This window comes from Kitasatospora sp. NPDC088391, assembly GCF_044753345.1.
Lineage (GTDB): Bacteria > Actinomycetota > Actinomycetes > Streptomycetales > Streptomycetaceae > Kitasatospora.
Genome location: NZ_JBIVNB010000001.1, coordinates 853,931 through 872,186, shown reverse-complemented (window position 1 = coordinate 872,186; position 18,256 = coordinate 853,931). Strand labels below are relative to the sequence as shown.

Here is an 18,256-nt window from a genome sequence, read left to right as displayed (position 1 = left end):
TTCCCACGCAGAGCAGAGCGGCTGACCCGCCCCGCCGGGCGGTCCGGAATGCGCTTTCCCGGTGCCGCCCCGAACTGGCAGAATCCGGCGGTCGATCCTGCACGACCGTTTCAAGGGGACCTTGTTCATGGCCAGATCCGGCCTGCCCGCCTTCCTGTGCACCGCCGCGCTCACCGCTCTGCTGGCGGCCTCCGCTGTCGGTTGCACCTCCGGTTCCGCCGCGTCCGGGGCGACGGCGGCCCCCGCCGATTCGCCCAAGCAGGTGCTGCCCGTCGCGCCCTCGGTCACCGACCCGGCGCTGCCGTCGCCGGAGCCGAAGTCGACCAAGGTGCCGAAGCGCGACGAGGAGACGTACCTGGCCGTGGTGCGTGCCTCCGACCCGGAGCAGAAGGAGTTCGAGGGGCGCTCCGACCAGCAGTTGCTGGCCGTCGGCGACGGCTGGTGCGGGCGGGCCGCGCCCGGTGCGGCGATGGCCGACAGCGCCCAGTGGGTCGTCGGTCAGGGCTACACGACCCGGGGGGCGCTGGCGATCCTCTCGACGGCGACCGTCAACCTCTGCGGCGCGAAGTACGACACGACGATGCAGTGGCTCAAGGACGGCATCCCCGGGTTCGCCGTCTAGCACTTCGGCGGCACTCGGGCGGTACTCCGGCGGTACTCCGGTGGCACTTCGGGCCTCCGGACCCGTCCCTCCCGGTGCTCCCGGACCCCGGGCCGGGGTCGTTCGGCGGACGGCGCGCGGGGGGTTGGTTGCGGAGATGCCCCCGGGACGAGATATCTTGACGTCAAGACGTTGCAGACGTGGAAGCTGGAGCTACGGTGACTGACTCGACCATCATCTACACCCACACGGACGAGGCCCCGGCCCTCGCCACGTACTCGTTCCTGCCGGTCGTCCAGGCCTACGCCTCGACCGCCGGTGTGCGCGTGGAGACCCGCGACATCTCGCTGGCCGGTCGGATCATCGCCGTCTTCCCGGAGTACCTCCAGGAGGACCAGCGCATCGCGGACGCCCTCGCCGAGCTGGGCGAGCTGGCCAAGACCCCCGGCGCCAACATCATCAAGCTGCCGAACATCTCGGCCTCCGTCCCGCAGCTCAAGGCCGCGATCGCCGAGCTGCAGGCCCAGGGCTACGCCCTGCCCGAGTACCCGGACGAGCCGCAGACCGACGAGGAGCGCGACGTCCGCGCCCGCTACGACAAGGTCAAGGGCTCCGCCGTCAACCCGGTGCTGCGCGAGGGCAACTCCGACCGCCGCGCCCCGCTGTCGGTCAAGAACTACGCCAAGACCCACCCGCACCGGATGGGCGCCTGGTCGGCCGACTCCAAGACCAACGTCGCCACCATGGGCGTCAACGACTTCCGCTCCACCGAGAAGTCGACCGTGATCGCCGCCGACGGCGCGCTGCGCATCGAGCTGGTCGCCGAGGACGGCACCGTCACCGTGCTGCGCGAGAAGGTCCCGGTGCTGGCCGGCGAGGTCGTCGACGCCTCCGTGATGCGCGCCGCCGCCCTGAACGAGTTCCTGGCCGCGCAGGTCGCCCGCGCCAAGGCCGAGGGCGTGCTGTTCTCGGTGCACCTCAAGGCCACCATGATGAAGGTCTCCGACCCGATCCTGTTCGGCCACGTGGTCCGCGCCTTCTTCCCGAAGACCTTCGCCGCGTTCGGCGCCGACCTGGCCGCGGCCGGTCTCAACCCGAACAACGGCCTCGGCGGCATCCTGGCCGGCCTGGACGCGCTCCCCAACGGCGCCGAGATCAAGGCGTCCTTCGACGCCGAGCTCGCCGACGGCCCGGCCCTGGCCATGGTCGACTCCGACAAGGGCATCACCAACCTGCACGTCCCCAGCGACGTCATCGTCGACGCCTCGATGCCGGCCATGATCCGCACCTCCGGCCACATGTGGGGCCCGGACGGCAACGAGGCCGACACCCTCGCCGTCATCCCGGACAGCTCCTACGCGGGCGTCTACCAGGCCACCATCGACGACTGCCGCGCCAACGGCGCCCTCGACCCGGCCACCATCGGCTCCGTCCCGAACGTCGGCCTGATGGCCCAGGCCGCCGAGGAGTACGGCAGCCACGACAAGACCTTCGAGATCGCCGCCGCCGGCACCGTCCGCCTGGTCGACGCGAACGGCGAGACCGTCCTGGAGCAGGCCGTCGCCCCCGGCGACGTCTTCCGCGCCTGCCAGACCAAGGACCTGCCGATCCAGGACTGGGTCAAGCTCGCCGTCACCCGCGCCCGCGCCACCGGCGACCCGGCCGTGTTCTGGCTGGACGCCGAGCGCGCCCACGACGCCGTGCTGATCGAGAAGGTCGACAAGTACCTGCCCGAGCACGACACCGAGGGCCTGGACATCCGGGTCCTCACCCCGGTCGAGGCCACCAAGCTCTCGCTGGAGCGCATCCGCCGCGGTGAGAACACCATCTCCGTCACCGGCAACGTGCTGCGCGACTACCTGACCGACCTGTTCCCGATCCTGGAGCTGGGCACCAGCGCCAAGATGCTGTCGGTCGTCCCGCTGATGGCGGGCGGCGGCCTCTTCGAGACCGGCGCCGGCGGCTCCGCTCCCAAGCACGTCCAGCAGCTGGTCAAGGAGAACTACCTGCGCTGGGACTCGCTCGGCGAGTTCTTCGCGCTGGCCGCCTCCTTCGAGCACCTCGCCACCACCACCGGCAACGGCGGCGCCCAGGTCCTCGCCGACACCCTGGACCGCGCCACCGGCACCTTCCTCAACGAGGACAAGTCGCCCTCGCGCCGCCTCGGCGGCATCGACAACCGCGGCAGCCACTTCTACCTGGCCCTGTACTGGGCCCAGGAGCTGGCCGCCCAGACCGAGGACGCCGCGCTCGCCGCCGCGTTCGCCCCGCTCGCCGCCACCCTGGCCGAGCAGGAGCAGGCCATCGTCGACGAGCTGATCGCCGTCCAGGGCCAGCCCGCCGAGCTCGGCGGCTACTACCAGCCCGACCCGGCCAAGGCCGCCGCCGTGATGCGCCCGTCGAAGACCCTCAACGACGCCATCGCCACGCTGGCCTGACGCACCGTCGGCTGACGGAGTGACGTGACGCCGCCGCGGGCCCCTCCGGGGGTTCCCGCGGCGGCGTTCCGCGTTCCCCCTCCCGGGGGCGCGGCGGGCCCGGACCCGGGCCCGGGGCGGACACGGGCCCGCGGGTTGTTGATCGCCGCGCCCGCCGCTGCCTAGGCTGCCGGTATGCCCACGCCGCAATTCATCCTGGACCTGCGCGAGCACGTCGGCCACGACCCGCTCTGGCTTTCCGGCGTCACCGCGGTGGTGCTCGACGACGACCGCCTGCTGCTCAACCGCCGCTCCGACAGCGGGCGTTGGGCGCTGCTGCACGGGGTGCTGGAGCCCGGCGAGCAGCCCGCCGACGCGGTCGCGCGCGAGGTGGAGGAGGAGACGGGCGTCCGGGTCCGGCCCGAGCGGATCACCAGCGTGGTCACCCTGCCGCCCATGGTCTGCGCCAACGGCGACCGGGCCCAGTACCTGAACATCGCCTTCCGCTGCCGCCCGCTCGGCGGCGAGGCCCGCGTCAACGACGACGAGTCGCTGGCCGTCGCCTGGTGGCCGCTGGACGCGCTGCCCCCGCTCTCCGCCAACGACACCCTGCTGCTGGAGAAGGCCCTCGCCGACACTCCGTCCCCCTGGTTCGCCCTCGGCTGACCCCCGACCGGAACCACCCTGCCACGCCCGGCCGTTGACGGACCGGGAGGTGGTGGCGGGTGACGGAGCGCTGGTACCGGGGCGACTTGCACGCGCACACGGCGCGCTCCAGTGGCGGGGAGCTGACGCCGGAGCAGTTGGTGGCGGAGGCGCGGGCCGCCGGGCTGGACTTCCTCGCCGTCACCGAGCACAACCTGCCCTTCGAAGCGGCGAGTTGGCGTGACACCGGCGGTCTGCTGATCGTCCCCGGGCAGGAGGTGGTCACCCGCGCCGGCCACTGGCTGGTGCTCGGGGCTGCTGCCGACCGGGTCGGCCCGGTGGGGCCGGAGTCCTTCGACCGGGCGCTGCGCGAGGCCCGGGCGGCGGGCGGGCTGTGCGTCGCCGCGCATCCCCATGCGCCTTACGCCGGTGGGGAGTTGATGTTCCCACTGGAGGCGTTCGACGCGGTCGAGGTGTGGAACGGGCCGTGGGGTGCCGCACTGCCGTGGAGCGCCGACAACGGGGCCGCGCTCGCCGAGTGGAGCCGCCGCCTCGGCGCCGCCGTCCGCACGGGCGCGGGCCGCTGGCAGCCCGCCGTCGGCAGCAGCGACGCCCACCTGGCCGGGCAGCTGGGCACCCCGCAGACCGTGGTCCGGGCGGCGGGTCCGAGCCCCGCCGAGATCCTCGCCGCCGTCCGGGCCGGGCGCAGCTGGATCGCCGAATCCGCCGCCGTGGAGCTGGAGTTCACCGCCACGGCGGCCGGCCGGACCGCCCTGGTCGGCGACCGCCTGGCCACCGGCGGACACCCCGTCGACCTGGCTGTCCGCGTTTTCGGCGTCTCCGGCGTCTCCGGCGTCTCCGGCGTCGCCGACCCGCTGGTCCGCTTCCACACCGTGCGCGGCCGCGCCCACGCGGCCCCCGCCCCGGCGGGCGGTACGGTCCGGTGGACCACGGACGCCCGCGAGAGCGCCTTCGTCCGGGTCGAGGTCCGCCGCCCGGACGGCCGGCCCGCCGCGCTCACCAACCCGATCCTGCTGGCCGACTGACCTCGGGTCGAAGTGGTTGCGGTACGCACGAACACTGCGCTTGAATGCCCGCATGGACTTCGAGGGCGACCGCCGCGCACCGAACCCGTGGACGCTCCCGGCCCTGGCCCTCGGCGCGGGCATCCTGCTCGCCAGCCTGTTCCCCGGCAGCTGGCTCCGGGCGCTCACCCTCCCCTTCGCCCTGCTCGGCCTGGCCCTCTCCCTCGCCGCCGTCCGCCACGCCCACCGGACCGGCGGCCGCCGCACCGCACCCTGGTTGGCCGTCCCCCTCACCCTGACCGCGAGCCTGACCTGCCTGGCCGCCCTCGGCGACGTCCTCTCCTCCTACGACGGCCTGTAGCCGCCACCCCGCGCACCCCGCCGGGGCCGCCGCGCGGCCGCGGCGGCGTCGGGTGGGGCGGGGTCAGGACGGGGACGGGCCGAGGACGATGCGTTCGGTGGTGTCGGCGGGGGTGGCGGGGGTGCCGTCGGCGGTGGCGGGGCGGAGGTGGCCGGTGCGGTCGAGGGTGAACAGGAGGTCGTGGCCGGGCGGGAGTTCGCCGTCGGCGGGGCGGCGCAGGACGGGGGCGCCGGCGGCGTGCCGGCGGGCGAGTTCGGGGCCGGTGAGGCCGGCGGGCAGCAGCATGGTCGCGGGGGCGGCGCCGACCACGCCGGGGCCGGGCGCGGCGGCGGGCAGCCGGTACACGGGGACGTCGGACTCGTCGTGCAGGACGGCCGCGGCCAGCGCGTTGAACTCGTCCTCGGCGGTGAGCAGGTAGACGGCGGTGATGCCCTCCTGCTCGGCGCCCTCGCCGAGCGCGGTGGCGAGGAGTTCGCCGTCGGCGAGTTCGAGCCCGGCGGCGGCGATCCGTTCGCGCTGCTCGTCGCGGCCCGCCCAGAGCAGCACGTCCAGGCCGGCCGAGCGGAGCACCCCGGCGAGTTCGACCGTCCAGGGTTCGCCGCCGACCAGCAGCGGGCGGGACCGCGCCGGGCGGGTCACCTTCAGCAGCCGGGCGACGGGGACGGCGGTCAGGCCGTACAGGGTGACGGTGGCGACGATCACCAGGAAGGTGACGGGCAGGATCTTCTCCGCGCCGTCGAAGCCCGCCTCGGCCAGGCCCGTCGAGAAGGTCGCGGCGGTGGACGCGGCGACGATGCCGCGCGGCGCCATCCAGCCGAGGAAGGCCCGTTCGCCCTCGGCCAGGCCGGTGCGGACCGTGGACAGCGCCGCCACCAGCGGCCGGACCGCCAGCACCAGCACGGCGACCAGTCCGAGCGAGGGCAGCAGCACCGGCTGCACCGAGGCCCAGGTGACGGTGGAGGAGATCGACACGAACAGCACGCCGACGATCAGCGAGACCAGCGTCTCGAAGAAGGTGCGGCGGGCCGGCAGGTCGAAGGCGGGCACGGTGGCGACCACCACGCCCATCACGATCGCGGCGATCAGCCCGGTGTCGTCGCGGACCGCGTCGCAGACCGCCGCGACCCCCACCACGGCCGCCAACTGGGCGCTGGTGCCCAGCACTTCGCCGAGCCGGACCCGCACCAGCAGCCACCACAGGACCAGCGCCCCGAGCGCGCCGCCGGCCAGCCCGACCGCGACGCTGGCCGCGAACTCCAGCAGGCCGAGGCCGAACTCCCGGTGCCGCTCCTCGATCAGCGCGTGGAACACCAGCGCGCCGAGGATGCCGCCGACGGCGTCGATCAGCGAGCCCTCCCAGACCAGCACCCGCTGCACCCGCTCGGTCGGCCGGACGAAGTTCAGCAGCGGCCCGACCACGGTCGGCCCCGACACCACCAGGATCGCGCCGAGCATCGCCGCGGCCGCCCCCGACATGCCGAGCAGCGGCGCGGCGGTGAACCCGGCCGCCGGCGCGGTCAGCACGGTGCCGATCCACACCAGCCGGACCACCGTCCGCCGGGTGTCGCCGGTGAGCCGGCGCAGGTCCAGGCCGAGCCCGGCGTCGTACAGGATGACCGCGACGGCGAGCGAGACCAGCGGCGAGAAGGACGGGCCGATCAGCCGGTCCGGATGGATGTCGTCGGTGATCGCGCCCGCCGCGAAGCCCACCGGCAGCAGCACGATGATCGCGGGGACGCGCACCCGGGCGGCCAGCAGTTGGGAGGCGACGGCGAGCACCACCGTCAGCCCGGCCCCGATCAGGATCTGCTCAGAGGTCATGCGCCCATCCCATGACGGGAACCCGGCCCCCGGTCCGCCACGCGCCCGCCAGGTCCCCCGGACGGCCCAGCCCCGCCGCCGACCGCCCCCTCCGCGCCGGACGCGCCCCCGCCGTGCCGCCGGAACACCGTGCCGGAGTACGGCGTTCCGGTGACGGTGCGCGCCCGGTCCGTTACCGTTCGGGTCATGACTTCTCAGGGGCGGGCGGTCGAGGACCGTGGTACGGCAGTGGTGATCGGCGGCGGGATCGCGGGCTGCCTGGCGGCCTGGGCGCTGCGCGGCACGGCGCGCAGGATCGTGCTGGTCGAACGCGACCGGTACCCGGACGGCCCGGAGTTCCGGTCCGGCGTCCCGCAGGCCCGGCACGGGCACCTGCTGCTGGAGGCCGGGCACCGCGTCCTGGAGGAGCTGATGCCCGGCACCCGGGAGGAACTCCTCGCGGCCGGCGCCACCCGGGTGCCGACCGGCGACGCGCTGGACTGGGTCACCGCCGCGGGCCGGCTCGCCGCCTGCCCCAGCGACCTGGCGTTCATCAGCTGCACCAGGACGGTGCTCGACCACCTGGTGCTGGGCCGGGTCCGCGCCGAACCCTCGATCGAGATCCTGGAGGGCACGGAGGCGGTCGGCCTGCTCGGCGGCCGGCACGCCGTCACCGGCGTCCGGGTCCGGGCCCGCGGCAGCGCCGACGCCGAGGTCCGCGACCTGCCCGCCCGGCTGGTCGTCGACGCCACCGGCCGCGGCACCCGGGCCGAGCGCTGGCTCGGCGAACTGGGCGCCCCCGCCGTCCCCACCGAGCAGGTCGACGCCGGGGTCGCCTACGCCTCCCGCTTCTACCGCCGCCCCGCCGGGCACCCGGGCCGCCCGCTCGCCCTCTACGTCCAGACCCGCGCCCCCGAGCACGGCCGCTTCGCCGTCGTGCTGCCCGTCGAGGACGACCGCTGGCTGCTCAGCGTCGGCGGCATGCGCGGCTTCGAACCCACGCTCCAGGGCGAGGAGTTCGAGCAGCAGCTCGGCCTGCTCCGGGACCCGGCGCTCGCCGCCGCGCTCGACGGCGCCGTCCCCGTCGGCCCGGCCCGCGGCTTCCTCCCCGGCCCCGGCGTGTGGCGGCACTACGAACGCTCCGCCCCCGCCGGCTTCCTGGCCCTCGGCGACGCCTCCTGCACCTTCAACCCCGTGTACGGGCAGGGCCTCACCGTCGCCGCGCTCGGCGCCCGCGCCCTGCGCGACGCCGTCCGCCGGCACGGCGACCTCGGCCCCGCCGCCGTCCGCGCCTGCCGGCAGGAGGTCGCCGCCGCCACCCGCACCCCCTGGACGATGGCCGCCGCCGAGGACGTCCGCTTCCCCGCCACCACCGGCGGCCCCTCCGGCGCGCTGGTCCGGGTCCAGCACCGCTTCCTCGACCGGGTGCTGGCCCGCGCCACCACCGACGGGCAGGTCGCCGGGGCGTTCCAACGGGTCGCCGCGATGGTGGAACCGCCCACCGCGCTGTTCCGTCCCTCCGTCCTGGGACCGGTCCTGTTCGGCGGCTGACCGGCCCCCGCCCCGGCGGCCGACGCTCCGTGCACCGTGGGAAAAACTGCCCGGCCCCCGTACCGGACTACTACACGCGTGTGGCAGCCTGTGCGACGAGACCGCAGAGATTCAGTAGGGGTTGGGCACCGTGAACGAGATCTACTTCAGCAACAACTACCGGGACCTGTGCGAGCAGCACGGCACCGGCGCGGGCTTCCAGTTCGAGTTCTCCTGCTCGCGCTGCTACGACACCTGGCGCTCCGAGTTCGAGCCCTTCCGCACCGGACAGGCCGCGAGCTGGATCAACAAGGGCGTCAACGCCGCCTGGAGCCTGCTCGGCGGCAGCGCCACCAACGGCATCAGCAACGCCGCCGACGGCCTGGCCGGCGCCAGCTGGGGCGGCGGCCGCGACGCCGCCTTCCAGCGCGCCATCGCCAACGCCCAGCAGCACTTCCACCGCTGCGCCCGCTGCACCCACTACGTCTGCGGCCGCTGCTGGAACGCCGCCCAGGGCCTCTGCCTCGGCTGCGCCCCCGACACCGCCGCCGAGGCCCAGGCCGCCCAGCAGCGCGGCCTCAACGACGCCGTCACCCAGAACGCCTACCAGCACGGCCAGAACCAGGCCCAGACCTTCGACGTCACCGCCCCGCGCCAACTCGTCTGCCCGCAGTGCAACGCCGAGACCCACGGCACCCCGTTCTGCCCCGGCTGCGGCTTCCGCCTCGCCCGGCCCCCGCAGTGCACCTCCTGCCACGCCGAGGTGCCCGCGGAATCCGCCTTCTGCCCCTCCTGCGGCACCAGGCGCTGACGCCCCGTCACCCGGCCGCGGCCCGTCCCGTCCCCTGCGCGGGGCGGGCCGCGACCGCGGCCGGGAACGGCCCTAGGGCGCCAGGACGACGACCCGGCTGGTGCCCAGCGACGCCTCGGTGATCCAGGCCTTCACCATCGGTGAGCAGCCGGGGTTCAGGTACTGCGACCCGTTGGTGTACACCCGGGTGGTGCCCGGCCAGACGTGCGCGTTGGGGTCGTTGATGCCCCAGTACTTGGTGCCGCAGTTCTGCCCCGTGACCACGTGCACCCGGACGTCGGTGGTGCCGCCGGTGGCCAGCGCGCCGCCGGTCATGTAGCTGCCGCCGTAGACGCACAGCTGGAGGTTGTAGCCCGCCAGGACGTTGGTGAACGTCCCGCTGTACGAGGCCCCGCTGGCGCACCAGCCGTCCGCGTGCGCCTGGCCGGTGCCGCCCGCGACGGTGAGTCCGCCGGCCAGGGCGGCCACGGCGGCGGCCGTCGCGGCGGAGCGGCGGAACCGGAACGCTTTCCCTACTGCTGACAAGGTCTTCCCCCATCCGGTATGGCTGCCCGGCCGCCTCCGGGGGCCCCGGGGCGCGGCAGCACGACCAGACTGTCCGGACGGCCCGGCGAAGTCCCGTTTCCCGTACGAGTCCGCACACTCCGCTCGTAGGATGCGACCGTCGGGCGCGCGTGCGGACGCACGGGCGCGTGGGCGCACGGACCCGCGGGGGCGTTGTGGGGGAACTGCCGGACGGTCCGCCGGACCCGGACCTGGCCGTGGGGCTGGCGGAGTTCGTCGGCCTGCTGGGCGACCTGCGGACCTGGGCCGGGCGGCCCTCCTACCGGGTGCTCGCCAGACGGGTCGGCCCCCTGATGCGGCCCGCCCGCACGGTGCCGGTGTCCACCGTCGTGGACGTCTTCCGGACGGGGCGGCGGCGCCTGGACCTGGACCTGGTGCTCGGGATCGTCCGCGCCCTGGGGGTCGACGAGGCGGACACGGACCGCTGGCGCCGGTCCTGCCTCCGGGCGCACGGCCCGACGGAGGACGGCAGCCGGCTCGGGAACGGCCCGGCCGGGGTGCTCGCCCAACTCCCGCCGGACCTCGCCACGTTCACCGGACGGGAGGAGGTGCTCGCCCGGCTGCTCGCCGACGCTGCCGCGCCCCGGCCCGAGGGCGTGCGGGCGGCGGCGCTCTGCGCGATCGAGGGCATGGCCGGGGTGGGGAAGACCCAGCTGGCGATCCGCCTGGCCCACCGCCTGGTCGCCGCAGGCCGCTTCGCGGACGCCCGACTCCACGTCAACCTGCGCGGGTTCGACCCCGACCGGCCGCCCGCCGACCCGTCGGCCGTGCTGGAGACCTTCCTGCGGCAGCTCGGCGTCCCCGCGGAGCGGATACCCGTCGACGGCGACGAACGGGCGGCGATGTTCCGGGACCGGCTGGACGGCCGCGACGCGCTCGTCCTGCTGGACAACGCGGCCGACGAGCACCAGGTCCGCCCGCTCGTCCCGACCGGCCCGCGCTGCCTGGTCCTGGTCACCTCGCGGCGCACCATGGCCGGCCTCGACGGCGCCGCCGTCCACCGCCTCGACGTCCTCGACCCCGCCGAGGCGGTCGACCTGCTGGCCGCCGTGGCCGGCCGGGAGCGGATCGCCGCCGACCCGGCCACCGCCACCGCCACCGCCCGGGCCTGCGGCCACCTCCCACTGGCCCTGACGATGGCCGCGGCCCGCCTGAAAGCCCGTCAGAACTGGTCCACCGCCGACCTGTTGGACCACCTGCGGCAGGGCGGGATCGACGCGGTCGCCGTCGGCCGCCGCTCCCTGCGCCCCGTGCTCGACCTCTCGCTCGCGGCCCTCACCGGCCGCGCCCGGACGCTGTTCCTGCTGCTGGGCGTCCAGCCCGGCGCCGACACCACCCCGCACGCGGCCGCCGCCCTGGCGGGCACCACGCCCGGCGCGGCCCGGTCCGCCCTGGAGGGCCTGTGCGACGAGTACCTGCTGCTGTCGCGCTCGCCCGGGCGCTTCGAACTCCACGACCTGCTCCGCGCCTACGCGGCCGACACCGCCGCCGGACGGATCGACGCCGCCGCCCGGGCCGCCGCCCTGGACCGCCAACTGGCCTGGTACGCCTGCACGGTGGAGCAGGCGGCGACCACCCTGCTGCCCTCGCTGGGGATGCCGCCGACCCTGCTGCGCCGCCCGCCCGGGACGGTGCTCGACTTCTCCGACCGGAGCCGGGCGGTCGCCTGGCTGGAGGCGGAGCACGGCAACCTGCTCGCCGCCGCCGCGGCGGCCGCCGTCGCCGCCCCGGGGGCCGGGGTCGCGGCCGAGGCCGCGTGGCGCATCCCGGCCGCCGCCTCGGTGCTGCGTGCCGTGAGCGGGCGCTGGCCCGAGTGCGAGGCCCTGCTCACCACCGCGCTGTCCCGGGTGCGCGGCCCGGACCTGGCCGCGCGGGCCTGGATCGAGAACCGGCTCGGCGCCACCGCCACCGAACTCGGGCAGCAGGACCGGGCCGAGGAACTGTTCACCCGCGTCCTCGCCAAGCGGCTGCTGCTCGGCGACCACGACGGCGAGGCCGCGGTCCGCAACAACCTGGTCATCTTCTACGGCCGCACCGGACGCCCCGACCTCGGCCTCGCGCACGCCGCCGCCGCGCTCGACCTGGTCCGCCGGGGCGCCAACACCGACCGCGAGGCGTCCGCGCTCAGCGCCAAGTCCGCCTGCCTGGCCCAACTGGGCCGCAGCGCCGAGGCCCTGGAGCTGATCCGGGAGGCGGTGGCGATCCGGGAGGCCCGCGGGGACGGCCACCGGCTGGCGCTGGCGTACATCCACACCGCCTCGCGCCACCGCGAACTGGGCCAGTACGCCGAGGCGGAGTCCTACGGCCTCAAGGGCGAGCGCGCCGCCCGCCTGAGCGGGGACCGGTTCGGCGAGGGCGAGGCGCTCCTGGGCCGGGCCAAGGACCTGATCGGGCAGCGGCGCCGGACGGCGGCGGCCGACTGCCTGGCCGGTGCGGCCGCGATCTTCGAGCGGCTCGACGCGCCCGCCTTCCTGGCCGAGACCCGGCAGTTGCAGGCGGAGTGCGCCGATCCCGCTTCCGGCCCCGGCCCCGGCCCGTCTGATCTCAGCGCAGTGCGTGCGCCCGGTCCTGGACCAGCAGGCAGGTGAAGCCGACGCCCCACTCCTCGCGGTCGTCGCAGCGCAGCGCGCGGTCGCAGAACGCCTCGACCAGGCCGTCCGGCGGGACCACCGTGAAGCCGTCGCTGTCGGGCACCGCGAAGTGCTGGACCTCGATCAGCCCCGCGCGGGCGAACCGCTCCAGGACGGCGGTCTCGGCCGCCACGTGCGCCCGCAGCTCCGCGCCCGCCAACTCCGGCGGCAGGTCCGGGTAGTGGCCGAACGGTCCGGTCAGCCAGCCGCTCGACTCCAGCGCGCAGACCCGGATCTCCCGCTCCTCCTCGTCCACGAGCTCCAGCTCCAGGAAGGACGGCGGCCCGTCCGGCGGGTACGCCCGGGCCTCCCAGCGCTCCCGCCCGGCCCCGGTGGCCCGCAGCACCGCGGCGGACCCGCTCGCCCGCGACCACAGCCAGGTCGCCGGGTCCGCCGCCAGCCGCGCCAGCTCCGGCCCGGTCACCTCCGGATCGTCCTCGGACGGGAAGCCCCCGCCGCCCCGACGCACCGTCAGCCACCCGGCCCCGACCAGCCGCAGCAGCGCCGCCCCCAGCTCCGGCACCCACCGCGCCTGCTCGGCGGCCGTCACGCCGCGCAGCGCCGGCACTTCCGGCGACCCCGACCAGCGCAGCACCGCCGCCAGGTGCTGCGGCACCCCGGCCGTCCGGTACCCGCTCACGGCCCGGCGCACCAGCACCTGCTCGGCGAGGGACAGCCCGTCCCACTCCTCCGGCCCGGCGTTCGCGGCGTTCACGGCATCTGCGGCGTTCTCCATGGCCATGGATCTTCGCACACGGATCGCGGCGGGGCGGAAGGGGTTTGCGCGCGGCGCACCGGGCCTGCTGGACCACGGTCGTCGAACAGACGAGCAGGGGGAGAGTGCCGTGCAGAAGTCCGTGGTCGTACCGGCCGGGTCCGTGGTGTCCGTCGGGGGCGCGGTCGCGCTGCTGTCCGGGCCGGTGGCGTTCCTGACCCGGGAGTCGGCCGGGGCCGTCGGGATCACCGCCGCGGTGGTCGGCCCGGCCGCGCTCGGCGCCGCCCTGGCGGGCATGGTCGCCGCGGCCCGGGAGCGGGCGGAGGCCGTCCCCGAGGCCCGGCGGGACTGACGGGGGAGCCGGCGCGCCGTCAGGTGCCGACGGTGGGGAGGAGCAGGATCTGCTCCGGGTCGTACCGGTACCAGCGGGGCTCGGTGGTGGTGCCGAGCAGGCGCAGGCGGCACCAGGGGCGGCCGTCGGGGTCGTGCCACCAGGCGTTGATCCGCCCCAGGGCCCAGGTGTCGGGCGCCTCCAGGAGGACCTCGACCGGCTGGTAGGCGGGGCGGACGTCGTCCTCCGGAGGGGACCAGGCGGTGTCGGTCGGCAGTTGCGGAGGGATCACTGCGGGCCTCCTTCGAGTCCGGTCGGCGGGTGGCGGGCAGGCTCACTCTACAGAGGTGTAGAAACTAATGACGGGTAATCGGCCGGTGTGGCGCAAGAGCGCCCCCGGGCGGCTCGTTCGCGCCGCCCCGCAGCGCGCCACGTCACGTGGTCGCCCGCGTCGTGCCGCTCCACGGTGGGCCGGTCGGCTCGGGGGCGGCTCGTAGACTCGCCGGATGAATGCTGAGGACGCGGACCGGGTCGACGGGGCGGACGGGATCGACGGGGCGGACGGGATCGAGGGGGCGGACGGGGCGCTCGACGCCCTCGGGGCGCTGGCCGATCCGGTGCGGCGCCGGATCTACCGCCAGGTGGCGGCGGCCGGGGTCGAGCTGGGCCGGGACGCGGTGGCGGAGGCCGCCGGGATCTCCCGCTCGCTGGCGGCGTTCCACCTGGACAAGCTGGTCGCGGCCGGGCTGCTCGCCGTGGAGTACCGGCGGCTGTCCGGGCGGACCGGCCCCGGCGCGGGGCGTCCGGCGAAGCTCTACCGGCGGGCGGCGGGCGAGTTCGCGGTCTCGGTGCCGCCGCGCGGCTACGACGGCGCTGGCCGGCTGCTCGCCGAGGTGGTCGAACGGGCCGGACTGGACCGGGAGTTGCAGGCGGCGGCGCGGGCCGCGGGCGCGGCGGAGGCGGTGGGGGCGGACGGCGACCTGGTGCGGGAGCTGCGCGGGCGCGGGTACGAGCCGTTCCTGGACGAGAAGGACGAGGCGGACGGCGGGGGCGGGGCGGTGGTGCGGCTGCGGAACTGCCCGTTCCACGCGTTGGCGGAGGAGTTCCCGGCGCTGGTGTGCGGGATGAACCTGGCGCTGCTGGCGGGCCTGGCGGGGGAGGGCTGGACGGCGGAGATGAGCCCGTGCGCGGGCGGTTGCTGCGTCGCGCTCTCTAAAAACAATATGGATTGACTATAGAAGGTCGGCCAGGCCATGCTGGGCCCATGACTGGCTTTCACCTCGCCCAGGTCAACATCGGCCGCCTCGCCGCACCCCTGGACAGCCCGCAGCTCGCCGGCTTCGTCGACCAACTCGCCGAGATCAACGCCCTCGCCGACCGCAGCCCCGGATTCGTCTGGCGCCTGGTCGACGAGAACGGCGCCGACGCCACCGGGTTCCGCCCGGACGACACCGACGACCGGCTGATGGTCAACTGCTCGGTCTGGGAGTCCGTCGACGCCCTCTGGGACTACGCCTACCGCAGCGACCACCTGCGCCTCCTCGCCCGCCGCCGCGAGTGGTTCGAACGCCCCGACGGCCCGCACCAGGCCCTCTGGTGGGTGCCGGCCGGCCACCGCCCGGACGTCGCCGAGGCGATGGACCGGATCGCCCTGATCCGCACCAATGGCTCCGGCCCGGACGCCTTCACCTTCCGCGACCGCCACCCGGCCCCGGCCTCGGCCTCGGCCGGACGGTAGGTTGGTTAACCTTCCTGTCCACCACGCGGCCTGACGACAGGTCAGCTCCATTGCCGCAGGTGACAAACCTGGCGACGCCGCAGGCCCGACCCGGGATACTGGTCGGTCATGGATGAGGTCGAGATCGTCGTGGCCCACGCCGAACGCGCCACGCTGCGCGTCGGGGACGTTTTCCTGAAGGTGGACGTCGACCGGGCGCGGGCGGAGGCCGAGGCCGAGGCGATGGCCCTCGTGCCGGTGCCGACCCCGCGCATTCTGTGGCACCGGCCGCCCGTGCTCGCCGTGGCCGCACTTCCGGGAGCCACCCTCGGGCGCCTCGGCGGCCCCGTCACCGGATCGCCGACCGCCTGGGCCGCGGCGGGCGCCGCCATCCGGCAGCTGCACGACGCACCGCTGCCGTCCCGGACCGGCCGGGCCGGGCGGAGCGTCGCCGAGGTGGTCGCCGAACTCGACCGCGAGTGCGCCGCGCTGGTGGCGGAGGGCATCCTGCCCGCCGACCTGGTCGCCCGCAACCGCCGGGTCGCCGAGACCGCACTCCGGCCCTGGACGCCCGCGTTCACCCACGGCGACCTGCAGATCGCGCACCTCTTCCTCGACGGCGACCGGGTCACCGGCATCATCGACTGGTCCGAGGCGGGCCGCGGCGACCCGCTGTACGACCTCGCCACCTTCACCCTCGGGCACGAGGAGCACCTCGGCGACGTCCTCGCCGGCTACGGCCCCGGCCGGGACGTCGACCTCGACGTGATCCGCGCCTGGTGGTCGCTGCGCAGCCTGGTCGCGATCCGCTGGCTGGCCACGCACGGCTTCGACCCGCACGCGCCGGGCTGCGAGGTCGACGTCCTGCGGGCCCGGATGTGAAGCCCGGGGCGCCGCCCCACTGAGCCGTCCGGCAGGATCGTTCCATGACGAACGTATTCGACGGGATCTTCGAATCGGCGGGCTGCGAAGGCGCGTTGTGCGTCCGCGCCCTGGACGGCGCGGAGCGCGGCACCGAGGTCGCGGTGCGCGCGGACACTGCGATGGCGCCCGCCTCGGTGCTGAAGGTGCAGATCGCACTGGAGGTGGAAAGCGCTTTCACGGACGGCCGGCTGGACCCGCGCGAACGGCTGCTGCTGCGCGCGGGGGAGCGGACCCCGGGCCCGGTCGGACTGTCGCTGTTCGAGGACGACACCGAACTCTCGCTGCGCGACGCCGCCGTGCTGATGCTGACGATCAGCGACAACGCCACCACCGACGCCCTGCTGCGCCTGGTCGGCGTCGACGCGGTGAACGCCACCGCCGCCCGGCTCGGCCTGACCGGCACCCACCTGGCCGGCGACCTGCAGTCCCTGCTCGACACCCTCGGCCGGGACCTCGGCCGCGCCGACTGGTCCGACGCGCTGGCCTGGACCGCCACCGCGAGCGAGGACGAACTCGCCGACGCCGACGGCAGGTTGTTCACCGGCCGGGCCCTGGACCCGCTGCGCTCCACCCGCACCACCGCCCGCGACATGGCCGAACTGCTGGACGCGATCTGGACCGACCGGGCCGGTCCGCCCGCCGCCTGCGCCCGGATGCGGACGATGATGGGCCGTCAGCTGACCCGGCACCGCCTCGCCGCCGGGTTCCGCCCGCCGGTGCGGGTCGCCGCCAAGAGCGGCAGCCTGGTCGGCGTGGTCCGCAACGAGGTCGGCGTCGTCACCCACCCCGACGGGCGGCGGTACGCGGCCGCCGTGTTCACCCGCTCCCGTCCGGGCTCCGACGACGCGGCGATCAACCGGGCCATCGGCACCGCGGCGTCCCGCGCCGTCGCCCTGCTGCGAGGCGAGCGGCAGTCGGAGGAGCGGCAGCCGGACGGCCGGTAGCCGGGCGGCGGGTGGCTGGGCGACCGGACGGCCGGGGGCCCCGGGCAACGGGCAGCCGGACGGCCGGTGGCCGGGCGGCCTTCGCGGCACCGGCCTAGCCAGCTGACTGAGCGCTTGCTTAGACTCGGTCGGGTCGGGGGGGGGGGGCCGGGGCCCCCCCCCCCCCCCCGCCCGGGCGCCCCCCCACCGCAGCCCTGGTGAACGCCGTCCCGCAGGAGAGCCCCCATGCAGGCCACGAACCGTCAGATCCGCCTCGCCCGCCGCCCCGTCGGCCCCGTCCGGCCGGAGGACTGGTCCCTCGTCGAGGAGCCGGTCGGCGCGCTGCCGGAGGGCTCCTTCCTCGGCCGGACCCGCTTCCTGTCGCTGGACCCGGCGATGCGCGGCTGGCTGGACGACCGCCCCTCCTACCTGCCGCCGGTCGGCCTCGGCCAGGTGATGCGGGCCGGGTCCGTGGTCGAGGTCGTCGAGTCCGCCCACCCGGACTTCCGGGTCGGCGAGTTCGTCACCGGCACCTTCGGCGTCCAGGAGTACGCGGTCTCGGACGGCCGCGGCACCCACAAGGTCGACCCGGCGCTCGCCCCGCTGCCGACCTACCTCGGCGCGCTCGGCATGCCCGGCATGACCGCCTACTTCGGCCTGCTGGAGGTCGGCGCGCTCCGCGAAGGCGAGACCGTGGTGGTCTCCGGCGCGGCCGGGGCGGTCGGCAGCCTGGTCGGCCAGATCGCCCGGATCAAGGGCTGCCGGGTGGTCGGCATCGCCGGCGGGCCCGACAAGTGCGCCTGGCTGACGGACGAGCTGGGCTTCGACGCGGCCATCGACTACCGCACCGAGGACGTCCGCCGGGCGCTGCGCGCGCACGCCCCCGACGGCATCGACGTCTACTTCGACAACGTCGGCGGCGAGATCCTGGACGCCGCGCTGACCAGGCTCGCCCTGCACGCCCGGGTGGTGGTCTGCGGCGCGATCAGCCAGTACAACAACGAGCAGTCCGTGCAGGGCCCCGCCAACTACCTGTCGCTGCTGGTCCGTCGGGCCCGGATGGAGGGCTTCGTGGTGTTCGACCACGCCGCCCGCTACCGGGAGGCCGCCAAGGAGATGGCCGGCTGGATCGCCGAGGGCCGGCTCACCGCCCGCGAACACCTGGTGCGCGCCGGCATCGAAGCCTTCCCCGAGACCCTGCAGATGCTGTTCAGCGGCGCCAACACCGGCAAGCTGGTGCTCGAACTCCCCTGACCGGCAGG

18 protein-coding genes are annotated in these 18,256 nt (G+C 75.5%); 14 read left to right on the top strand and 4 right to left on the bottom strand.

Going from position 1 to position 18,256, the window contains the following annotated elements:
- Positions 1 to 127 precede the first annotated feature (127 nt).
- The 5 genes from ACIQBJ_RS03755 to ACIQBJ_RS03735 all read left to right on the top strand — a co-directional run bounded on the left by ACIQBJ_RS03755 (position 128) and on the right by ACIQBJ_RS03735 (position 5,049).
- Positions 128 to 622, top strand: coding sequence for a hypothetical protein (locus ACIQBJ_RS03755; protein ID WP_400702861.1), 495 nt, complete (start codon positions 128 to 130; stop codon positions 620 to 622).
- A 197-nt stretch (positions 623 to 819) separates the two neighbouring features.
- Positions 820 to 3,039 (top strand): NADP-dependent isocitrate dehydrogenase, encoded by a 2,220-nt coding sequence (locus ACIQBJ_RS03750; protein ID WP_400702858.1) that lies wholly within the window; start codon positions 820 to 822, stop codon positions 3,037 to 3,039.
- Between the two features lie 174 nt (positions 3,040 to 3,213).
- The gene (locus ACIQBJ_RS03745) at positions 3,214 to 3,684 is read left to right on the top strand and encodes an NUDIX hydrolase (RefSeq protein ID WP_400702855.1); all 471 of its coding nucleotides are present in this window, start codon (positions 3,214 to 3,216) and stop codon (positions 3,682 to 3,684) included.
- Between the two features lie 59 nt (positions 3,685 to 3,743).
- The gene (locus ACIQBJ_RS03740; RefSeq protein ID WP_400702852.1) at positions 3,744 to 4,709 is read left to right on the top strand and encodes a CehA/McbA family metallohydrolase; all 966 of its coding nucleotides are present in this window, start codon (positions 3,744 to 3,746) and stop codon (positions 4,707 to 4,709) included.
- 52 nt (positions 4,710 to 4,761) lie between these two features.
- Complete coding sequence (locus ACIQBJ_RS03735) at positions 4,762 to 5,049, top strand: hypothetical protein (protein ID WP_400702849.1); 288 nt, start codon at positions 4,762 to 4,764, stop codon at positions 5,047 to 5,049.
- Positions 5,050 to 5,112: 63 nt separating this feature from the next.
- On the opposite strand, the gene ACIQBJ_RS03730 is transcribed toward ACIQBJ_RS03735, so the two are convergent.
- Positions 5,113 to 6,870: a cation:proton antiporter gene (locus ACIQBJ_RS03730; protein ID WP_400702846.1), complete on the bottom strand. Its 1,758-nt coding sequence runs from the start codon at positions 6,868 to 6,870 to the stop codon at positions 5,113 to 5,115.
- A 186-nt stretch (positions 6,871 to 7,056) separates the two neighbouring features.
- Between ACIQBJ_RS03730 and ACIQBJ_RS03725 the strand changes: the two genes are divergently transcribed.
- A complete protein-coding gene (locus tag ACIQBJ_RS03725) occupies positions 7,057 to 8,400 on the top strand; it encodes an NAD(P)/FAD-dependent oxidoreductase (RefSeq protein ID WP_400702843.1) in 1,344 nt (447 codons plus the stop codon).
- Between the two features lie 130 nt (positions 8,401 to 8,530).
- Complete coding sequence (locus tag ACIQBJ_RS03720) at positions 8,531 to 9,190, top strand: zinc ribbon domain-containing protein (RefSeq protein WP_400702840.1); 660 nt, start codon at positions 8,531 to 8,533, stop codon at positions 9,188 to 9,190.
- A 72-nt stretch (positions 9,191 to 9,262) separates the two neighbouring features.
- Here the strand turns inward: ACIQBJ_RS03720 and ACIQBJ_RS03715 are convergent, their stop codons facing one another.
- A complete protein-coding gene (locus ACIQBJ_RS03715; RefSeq protein WP_400702837.1) occupies positions 9,263 to 9,715 on the bottom strand; it encodes a hypothetical protein in 453 nt (150 codons plus the stop codon).
- Positions 9,716 to 9,909: 194 nt separating this feature from the next.
- On the opposite strand from ACIQBJ_RS03715, the gene ACIQBJ_RS03710 reads away from it, so the two are divergent.
- The gene (locus ACIQBJ_RS03710) at positions 9,910 to 12,342 is read left to right on the top strand and encodes an ATP-binding protein (RefSeq protein WP_400702834.1); all 2,433 of its coding nucleotides are present in this window, start codon (positions 9,910 to 9,912) and stop codon (positions 12,340 to 12,342) included.
- On the opposite strand, the gene ACIQBJ_RS03705 is transcribed toward ACIQBJ_RS03710, so the two are convergent.
- On the bottom strand, positions 12,299 to 13,120 hold the full coding sequence (locus ACIQBJ_RS03705) for a hypothetical protein (protein ID WP_400702831.1): 822 nt from the start codon (positions 13,118 to 13,120) through the stop codon (positions 12,299 to 12,301). The two genes, ACIQBJ_RS03710 and ACIQBJ_RS03705, sit on opposite strands and share 44 nt — an antisense overlap.
- Before the next feature lie 109 nt (positions 13,121 to 13,229).
- Between ACIQBJ_RS03705 and ACIQBJ_RS03700 the strand changes: the two genes are divergently transcribed.
- Positions 13,230 to 13,451, top strand: a complete 222-nt coding sequence (locus tag ACIQBJ_RS03700) for a hypothetical protein (RefSeq protein WP_400702828.1) — start codon at positions 13,230 to 13,232, stop codon at positions 13,449 to 13,451.
- A 19-nt stretch (positions 13,452 to 13,470) separates the two neighbouring features.
- Here the strand turns inward: ACIQBJ_RS03700 and ACIQBJ_RS03695 are convergent, their stop codons facing one another.
- Positions 13,471 to 13,722, bottom strand: a complete 252-nt coding sequence (locus ACIQBJ_RS03695; protein WP_400702825.1) for a hypothetical protein — start codon at positions 13,720 to 13,722, stop codon at positions 13,471 to 13,473.
- A gap of 274 nt (positions 13,723 to 13,996) precedes the next feature.
- Between ACIQBJ_RS03695 and ACIQBJ_RS03690 the strand changes: the two genes are divergently transcribed.
- The 5 genes from ACIQBJ_RS03690 (at position 13,997) to ACIQBJ_RS03670 (ending at position 18,248) form a co-directional block, all read left to right on the top strand.
- Positions 13,997 to 14,662, top strand: a complete 666-nt coding sequence (locus ACIQBJ_RS03690) for a helix-turn-helix transcriptional regulator (RefSeq protein ID WP_400703486.1) — start codon at positions 13,997 to 13,999, stop codon at positions 14,660 to 14,662.
- Positions 14,663 to 14,694: 32 nt separating this feature from the next.
- Positions 14,695 to 15,168, top strand: a complete 474-nt coding sequence (locus tag ACIQBJ_RS03685) for a DUF3291 domain-containing protein (protein WP_400702823.1) — start codon at positions 14,695 to 14,697, stop codon at positions 15,166 to 15,168.
- Positions 15,169 to 15,276: 108 nt separating this feature from the next.
- On the top strand, positions 15,277 to 16,029 hold the full coding sequence (locus tag ACIQBJ_RS03680; RefSeq protein WP_400702821.1) for a phosphotransferase: 753 nt from the start codon (positions 15,277 to 15,279) through the stop codon (positions 16,027 to 16,029).
- Between the two features lie 44 nt (positions 16,030 to 16,073).
- Positions 16,074 to 17,015 (top strand): serine hydrolase, encoded by a 942-nt coding sequence (locus tag ACIQBJ_RS03675; RefSeq protein ID WP_400702818.1) that lies wholly within the window; start codon positions 16,074 to 16,076, stop codon positions 17,013 to 17,015.
- Positions 17,016 to 17,240: 225 nt separating this feature from the next.
- Positions 17,241 to 18,248: an NADP-dependent oxidoreductase gene (locus tag ACIQBJ_RS03670; RefSeq protein ID WP_400702815.1), complete on the top strand. Its 1,008-nt coding sequence runs from the start codon at positions 17,241 to 17,243 to the stop codon at positions 18,246 to 18,248.
- Positions 18,249 to 18,256: the final 8 nt, after the last annotated feature.